At 72.4% G+C, this 7962-nt stretch carries 6 protein-coding genes; 4 read left to right on the top strand and 2 right to left on the bottom strand.

All coding sequences use genetic code 11. The features are described 5' to 3' along the window. Positions 1-351: 351 nt before the first annotated feature. Positions 352-1122 (bottom strand): TetR/AcrR family transcriptional regulator, encoded by a 771-nt coding sequence (locus ACZ4U1_RS19815; protein WP_467904757.1) that lies wholly within the window; start codon positions 1120-1122, stop codon positions 352-354. A 377-nt stretch (positions 1123-1499) separates the two neighbouring features. Here ACZ4U1_RS19815 and ACZ4U1_RS19810 point away from each other — a divergent pair, with 377 nt between their 5' ends. The 3 genes from ACZ4U1_RS19810 to ACZ4U1_RS19800 all read left to right on the top strand — a co-directional run bounded on the left by ACZ4U1_RS19810 (position 1500) and on the right by ACZ4U1_RS19800 (position 5543). After that, a complete protein-coding gene (locus ACZ4U1_RS19810; RefSeq protein ID WP_467904756.1) occupies positions 1500-2879 on the top strand; it encodes an NAD(P)/FAD-dependent oxidoreductase in 1380 nt (459 codons plus the stop codon). 132 nt (positions 2880-3011) lie between these two features. Further along, complete coding sequence (locus ACZ4U1_RS19805) at positions 3012-4664, top strand: ATP-binding SpoIIE family protein phosphatase (protein ID WP_467904755.1); 1653 nt, start codon at positions 3012-3014, stop codon at positions 4662-4664. A 66-nt stretch (positions 4665-4730) separates the two neighbouring features. Then, positions 4731-5543, top strand: a complete 813-nt coding sequence (locus tag ACZ4U1_RS19800; RefSeq protein WP_467904753.1) for a class I SAM-dependent methyltransferase — start codon at positions 4731-4733, stop codon at positions 5541-5543. A gap of 40 nt (positions 5544-5583) precedes the next feature. Here ACZ4U1_RS19800 and ACZ4U1_RS19795 read toward each other — a convergent pair whose 3' ends face one another. After that, complete coding sequence (locus ACZ4U1_RS19795; protein ID WP_467904751.1) at positions 5584-6873, bottom strand: MFS transporter; 1290 nt, start codon at positions 6871-6873, stop codon at positions 5584-5586. Between the two features lie 110 nt (positions 6874-6983). Here ACZ4U1_RS19795 and ACZ4U1_RS19790 point away from each other — a divergent pair, with 110 nt between their 5' ends. Then, entirely contained in the window at positions 6984-7532 is a 549-nt protein-coding gene (locus ACZ4U1_RS19790) for a MarR family winged helix-turn-helix transcriptional regulator (protein WP_059249864.1), read from the top strand. The last annotated feature ends 430 nt before the right edge of the window (positions 7533-7962 follow it).

The following is a 7962-nucleotide window of genomic DNA, read 5'->3' as shown; positions in this document are numbered from 1 at the left end:
CGAGCCCGCCCTCCACAGAGGCCACCCGCACTCGCCGACGGCCAGCCCGCCCCCAAGGGCCACCCGCACACCCGACGGCGAGCCCGCCCCCACAAGGGCCACTCGCACCCGCCGACGGCGGGCCCCCCGCAGGGGCCCCGTTCCGGTCGACGGCGAGCCCCCCGCAGGGGCCACTCGCACTCGCCGACGGCGAGCCGTCCCGCAGGGGCCCACGCACACCCGACGGCGATCCCGCCCCCCCAAAAAAAGGACCACCCGCACCCCCCGACCGCGATGGCCGTACGGGTGGTGCGGGTGGGAAACGAGGAAAGCCCGCCGACGGCGTAGCCGAGGCCGGGCCGGGCCGGCGGGCTATGCCGGGCGAGACCGCAGTCCCTCCAGCAGAATGTCCAGCAACCGCGCCGACGCGGCAGCCTGCTGCGCCGCGTCCGGCAACGACGGCGCCGCCGTGGCGATCACCAGCAGCACGTCACCCACGGACACATCCGCCCGCAGCGCACCCGCCGTCCGAGCCCGCTCCACCAACTGCCCGACCACATCGAGCAGCGCCCCGGCCCCGGCGTCGTCGGCCACCACCGCGGCCTCCTCCGCCACGAGCCGCAGCTCGGTCCCACCCGGCTGCACCCGCTGCTGAGGCACCCGAGCCGTCTCGGCCGGCCCGGCCGCGACAGACTCGGCGGAACCGGCGGAGCCGACCCGCAGGACGTGCGGCGGCAGCAACCGCCCCGCCCCCGACGCCACAGACGTCCGCAGGAACCGCGAGAGCGCCGACCACGGCTCGTCCTCCTGCCCGAGCGCCGCCCGAGCCTGCTCGGTCAGCCGAGCCGTCTCCTCCTCGGCGATCCGCCGGACCAGCACGTCCTTGCTGGGAAAGCGCCGGTACACCGTGCCGACCCCGACCCGCGCCCGCCGCGCCACGTCCTCCATCGGCGCGCCGTACCCCAGCTCGCCGAACACCTCACGCGCCGCACGCAGCACGTGCTCCAGATTGCGCTGTGCGTCCACCCGCAGCGGAGTCGTACGCGCCCCGTCCGCGCGTCCGTTGCCGCCCGCCGCGGTCATCGCCTTGCCACCGGCCGCGACAGCGGCTGCGGATGCCCAATGCGTGTCCTGAACATGCATGTGTTCCCCCGGTAATGACGTCTCCCCCCGGAGACTCTCCCCGCCACTGAATACGACGTGCGCGGAAGTGGCATCGGTCCCGACCAGACCCGCCCGTCGCGGACCCGTTCGACCACATTCCCTACACCCCGTCGACACACGAACATAGTTGAGAGGAAGTCAATTCAGAAGGGGCAGGTTCCGCACAGTGCGCCCCTCGATCGGAGTACGGGGCGTGTACGTCCCGATTCCTGCCCTTCGCACCCTGTCGTCCGCCCCCGCTGACCTGCCCCCTTTCGTCCCGCACGGGCACCGTGGCCGCCCTTGCGTACACCCGGCCGCCGGTCACACAAATTGCCGGGGCTGTGGACAAACACCAGCGCCGGGTGCGTCATGGGATGGTGAAGGAACGTGCGCGCATTCTGGTTGTCGGCGGCGGCTACGTCGGGATGTACACGGCCCTGCGCCTCCAGCGGAAGCTGAAGGCCGAGCTGAGGCGGGGCGAGGTGGAGATCACCGTCGTCACTCCCGACCCCTACATGACGTACCAGCCGTTCCTCCCCGAGGCCGCCGCGGGCTCGATCTCCCCGCGCCATGTCGTCGTACCGCTGCGCCGCGTCCTGGACCACTGCCACGTCGTCGTCGGCGAGGTCACCTCCATCGACCACGCCGTACGCACCGCCGCCGTCACCACCCTCGCCACCGCCGAGGAGGGCAGGGCCGCCGAACTGATCGGCTACGACGAACTCGTCCTCGCCCCCGGCTCGGTCTCCCGCACCCTGCCCGTCCCCGGCCTCGCCGAGTACGGCATCGGGTTCAAGACCGTCGAGGAGGCCATCGGCCTGCGCAACCACGTCATCGAGCAGATGGACATCGCCTCCTCCACCCGCGACCCCGCGATCCGCGACGCCGCCCTCACCTTCGTCTTCGTCGGCGGCGGATACGCGGGCGTCGAGGCCCTCGCCGAACTGGAGGACATGGCCCGCTACACCGCGCGCTACTACCACAACCTCCGCCCCGAGGACATGAAGTGGATCCTCGTGGAGGCCACCGACCGCATCCTCCCGGAGGTCGGCCCCGAGATGGGCCGCTACGCCGTCACCGAGCTGCGCCGCCGCAACATCCAGGTGCTGCTCGGCACCCGCCTGGAGTCCTGTGCCGACCGCGTCGCCGTGCTCAGCGACGGCCAGCGCTTCCCGACCCGTACGGTCGTGTGGACGGCCGGCGTCAAGCCGCACCCGCTGCTCGAAGCCACCGACCTGCCGCGCACCGACCGGGGCCGGCTCCGCTGCACCGCCCAGCTCACCGTCGACGGCACCGAACACGCCTGGGCCGCGGGCGACGCCGCCGCCGTACCCGACCTCACCGCCGCCGAGCCCGGCACCGAGACCGCCCCCAACGCCCAGCACGCGGTCCGTCAGGCCAAGGTCCTCGGCGACAACATCGCCCACTCCCTGCGCGGCGAGCCCCTTCAGACGTACGCGCACAAGTACCTCGGCTCCGTCGCCTCCCTCGGCCTGCACAAGGGCGTCGCGCAGGTCTACGGGCGCAAGCTGAAGGGCTACCCTGCCTGGTTCATGCACCGCGCGTACCACCTCAGCAGGGTGCCCACCGTCAACCGCAAGGCCCGCGTGCTCGCCGAATGGACCCTCGCCGGCCTCTTCAAACGGGAGATCGTCTCGCTCGGTTCACTCGAACATCCCCGAGCGGAGTTCGAACTCGCGGCCGGTGGAAAGCCTCCTCACAGCCCCTCCGACGACCCGAAGGGGTCGTCCTGACCGGACCCAGGAACTCCACGGCCCGCCCCGGCGTCTGACGGTTGTCGCCCGCCGCGGCCCGCTCCCTGCCAGACTGCCCTACGACGTCGGACGGGCACCCGCCCGCCCTAGCACCCACGAGGCTTTCCCCAAGTGAACTTCACGCGCTGGAGCGCCCGGCTCCCCGGAACGCAGCGCCGCGCCGCCGCGCGGACCGAGACGGCGGTCCCCCCGGAGAGACGGGGGGACGGCTCCGTGCCCGCGGCCCGCGCCGAACAGCCCGCCGACGGCACACCCCCGGTGCCCGCCGTCGACGAACTGCCCGCGCGTGACGTCCTGGACCGCGTCCCGGCCCTCGTCGCCCTCGTCCACGGCCCCGACCACCGCATCGCCTACGTCAACGACGCCTACGCGGCGGCCTTCGGCACCCGTCCCACCGGCGCCCCCGCCCGCGAGGCCCTGCCCGAACTCGCAGAACTGGGCCTGCTGCCGCTGCTCGACCAGGTGCTGCGCAGCGGCAAGCCCCGCACCCTGAAGTCCCGCAAGGCCGTCGACGGTCGCTCGTACACCTTCACCTGCACCCCCGTCACCGAGGACGGCGACCGCGACGCCGGCGTGCTCGTCTTCGCCACCGACGTCACCGACCACGCCGAGGCCGCCGAACGCCTGCGCGCCAGCGAGCGCCGCCAGCGCGAGACCGCCGTCACCCTCCAGCGCTCCCTGCTCCCGCAGGAACTGGAACAGCCCGACGACCTGCGCATCGCCGCCACCTACCTGCCCGGCGGCACCGAGGCCGCGGTCGGCGGCGACTGGTACGACGTGATCACCCTCGGCGGCGGCCGCACCGCCCTCGTCATCGGCGACGTCATGGGCCGCGGGGTGCGCGCAGCCGCCGTCATGGGCCAGCTCCGCACCGCCGTCCGCGCCTACGCCCGCCTCGACCTGCCCCCGCACGAGGTCCTGCAGCTCCTCGACGGTCTCGCCGCCGAGATCGACGCCAACCAGATCGCCACCTGCGCCTACGCCGTCCACGACCCCAACGAGGGCCGCCTGGTGTACGCGTCCGCCGGCCATCTGCCGATCCTGGTCCGCGACGAGAACGGCACGGTCTCCCGCGCCGACGAACCCACCGGCCCGCCGCTCGGCACCGGCGGCTGGATGCACGCCTCCGGCTCCATCGCCCTCGGCCCCGGCTCCACGGCCGTCCTCTACACCGACGGCCTGGTCGAGCGCCGTGACGCGGATCTGGACGAGAGCATCGCCGCGCTCGAAGCCGCCCTGGCCGGAGCGACCGGCACCCCGCAGGTCGTCTGCGACCGCCTGGTCCGCTCGGCCGGCGTCACCGCCGACCACGACGACGACGTCGCCGTCCTCGTCCTCCAGCACCCGGCGCGCACCGGCCCCGACGGCGACCTGTTCCGCAACGCGGCCCTCGAACTGCTCGGCGGCGTCGAAGCGGCCCCCCGCGCGCGTGCCTTCGCCTCCGGCGTCCTCACCAGCTGGCGCTTCCCCGCCGAACTCCACGACCTCGGCGTCCTCGCCACCAGCGAACTGGTCGCCAACAGCCTCCAGCACGGCACCCCGCCCATGCGGCTCCGACTCCGCCGCACCGACCGCCGCCTCATCGTCGAGGTCACCGACGGCGACGACCACCTGCCGAGGCGGCGCCGCGCCGAACCGGGCGACGAGTCGGGCCGGGGCATCGCGATCGTGGCGACGATCGCCTCCAGCTGGGGCTGCCGCCGCACCCCCGGCGGCGGCAAGGCGGTGTGGTGCGAGTTCGTCCTGCCGGAGGCAAAGCACTGACCCGGGGCCGTACCGTCCCGCGCGGCATACGGCGATGACGCGAGGGACGGTGTTAGAAGCTCAGCCATGGCACACGGACACAGCGGCGGCGAAGGCCCCGACGGCCCCGAGGGCTACGACACCCACCAGGCCCCGATCATGGCGCCCTTCGTGGCCGAGCTGCTGGACGCAGTGGACCTCGGCCCCGGAGACGTCGTTCTCGACCTCGCGTGCGGCACGGGCTTCGCCGCCCGCGCCGCCGCCGCACTGGTCGGCCCCACCGGCCGCGTCTTCGGCGCCGACATCGACACGGACATGATCCGGCTGGCCCGGGACCGCCACCCCCGCCTCTACCCGGACATCGAGTTCACGGTCGCCCCCGCCGACCACCTGCCGTACGACAACGGCACCTTCGACGCCGTCGTCTGCCAGCAGGGCGCCCAGTTCTTCCCCGACCTCGCGGCCACCCTCGCGGAGACGGCCCGGGTCACCCGCCCCGGAGGCCGCTTCGCCGCGACCGTCTGGGCCCCCGTCGACCGCCAGCCCTACTTCCTCGCCCAGCAGGCCGCCGTGCACCAGTACGGCGGTCCCGACGCGGCCCGCCACTTCGCGCGGGCCTTCGCCCTGACCGGCGAGCAGCTCATCACCGCCCTCCGCACGGCCGGCTACGGCGCCACCGCCCACCGCGAGATCACCTTCGGTATCACCCTGCCCCCGCTGGACACCTACGCCCGGGCCCACCTGTCCGCCCTCTGGGGCGGCCTGATCACAGAGGCCGGCGGCGAGGACGCCCTGAGCCGGGGCGCCGCCCTGGTCCGCGAGCAGCTGGCCGAGCACCTCACAGAGGACGGCACGACGACGCTCCCGTTCACGGCGATCATGGTCACGGCGACCCGCTGACCGGCCCGTCCCGCCCGCGGCGTCCCCGAGGAGCCGGTGCCTACGCCTCCGCGGCCACCGGCTCGGCCGGCGCCCCGCCCCGCGTGACCACCCGGGTCCCGCGCGCCAGCCACGGCCGGTCCTGTACGGCGGTGAGCTGCCGGCCCAGTCGCAGCGCCAGGAAGGTGATCCCCAGCGAGAACAGCAGGAAGGTCACGATGTACGGCCCGTGCAGCGAGGCCCCGAGGGGACCGCCCACCGCCGGACCGACGGCCAGCGCCAGCTGCTTGACCAGGGCGAACGCCGAGTTGTACTGCCCGGCTATGCCCTCCGGCGCCAGATCGGCGACCAGCGGCGCGACCGTCGGCGACAGCATCGCCTCGCCCAGCCCGAACAGCGCGTACGTCGACACGAACGCGGCCGTGGCCATCTCCTGGCTGCCGTGCCCCAGCCCCGCGTAACCGGCGGCCAGCCAGGCCACCGACCAGATCAGACCGACCATCGCGATGACCCGGGACCGGCGGCGCCGCTCCACGAGCTTCAGCACCGCGAACTGGGCGACCACGATCATCAGGGTGTTCGCGGCCAGCGCCGTACCCAGAGCGGACGTGGATATCCCGGCCGCCTCCACGCCGTACGCGCTCAGCCCCGACTCGAACTGTCCGTAGCAGGCGAAGAAGAGCACGAAGCCCAGCACGGACAGCTGCACCATCGCCCGGTTCCCGAGCAGTTGCTTCCAGCCGCCCTTCGCCGACCGCCCGGGAGCGTCCGCCAGACGCGGCGAGTGCGGCATCCGCACGGTCGCCAGCACGCCGACCAGCAGCAGGAACATCGCCGCCTCGATCGCGAACAGCAGCGTGAACGAGGACACGCGCGTGGTGTCGACCAGATGGCCGCCTATGAGTCCGCCGACGCCCAGCCCCAGGTTCTGCAGGAAGAACTGCATCGCGAACGCACGCGAGCGCGTGTCCGCGGAGGAGCAGTCCACGATCATCGTGGCCAGCGCCGGCTGCATCACGGCCTGCCCCGCGCCGAGCGCCGCCGCGGACAGCAGCACGGTCGCGGCGGAGCCCGCGAGACCGAGGCTCAGCGCACCCAGGGCGGCGGTCACCAGGGCGGCGAGCAGGACCGGCAGCGGGCCGCGCCGCACGATCGCCCGGCCGGCGAACGGCAGCACGATCAGCGCGGCCACGGCGAAGACGGCGAGCACGAGTCCCGCCGTCATGGCTCCCAGGCCCCGCACCTGCGCCACATAGACGTACAGGTAGGGGACGGTGAAGCCGAGCCCGAACGCGCTGAGTGCGTTGCCCACGTGGATCCGGCGCATCGCCGCGCCCATCGCCCTGGTCACGTTCACCTCTCTCACTAGTTAGACCTGAAGACTTTAAAGCTAAAGTTCGAAGCTAAAGACTACACAATCAAGGACTTCAAGGCAAAGGACTGGCGTGTCATACTGCGCCCATGGCCGACACTCCCGGCGTCACCGAGCCGACGCTCGAAGAACAGATCGCCGCCTACCAGCGCGAGTTCCAGGACCTGGACCCCCAGGTCGAGAAGATCGTGTCGGCCCTGTCCCGGCTGAACCGCCGCATGAACGTCGCGTACGGCCGCCAGACCGCCGCCCTCGGCATCAGCAACGCCGAGTGGGAGGTCCTCAAGGCGCTGGTCCTCTCCGGCGCCCCGTACCGCATGGGCCCCAGCGACCTGGCCAAGCGGCTCGGCCTCACCCCGGCCGCGATGACCCACCGGATCGACCGCATGGTCGCCGAGGGGCTGGTCACCCGGGAGCGCGACGAGTCCAACCGCGTCCGGGTCATCGTGGAGCTGACGCCCGAGGGCCGCGAGAAGTGGCTGGAGGCGATGCGCCTGGCGACGGTCTTCGAGGAGGACCTGCTCCAGGACCTCACTCCCGCGGAGCGCGCGGTCCTCGGCGAGGTCCTGACCCGCCTCCTGCGCAGGGTCGAGCACGCCCAGCCGGACGCCGGCGGCCGGCTCAGCGACCTGGACTAAAAGATCTTGACAGCAGGTGTTGACACGCCCCTGCTCGATCCGTAAGGTTCTTCGGGTTGCCACGGAGGCGTAACGCTTCTGCGACAGCACCTCCCGCCGCGCGAGCGGCACCCCAAACCACCAGCACGATCTCCCAACCGGGTTGATTTCGGCGTGCCCGAATTCAATTCGAATAGGGACTCGGCGGCCCGATTGGGAATCGCCGGGCGGATCCGCTAAGGTTTGAGACGTCGGAACGGCCCAACAGCCGGGAAGACAAGCCCCCCTGACTGGGAGTCAGACGCCGAAAGGATCTGATAGAGTCAGAACCGCCGGAAAGGGAAACGCGAGAGCGAGAACCTGGAAAGCACCGAGGAAATCGGATCGAGAAAAGATCTGATAGAGTCGGAAACACCGAAGGGAAGCCCGGAGGAAAGCCCGAGAGGGTGAG

The organism is Streptomyces sp. NPDC028928 (genome assembly GCF_055564915.1).
The sequence above is the reverse complement of the archived record's forward strand: the minus strand, read 5'-3'. Positions and strand labels throughout refer to the sequence as shown.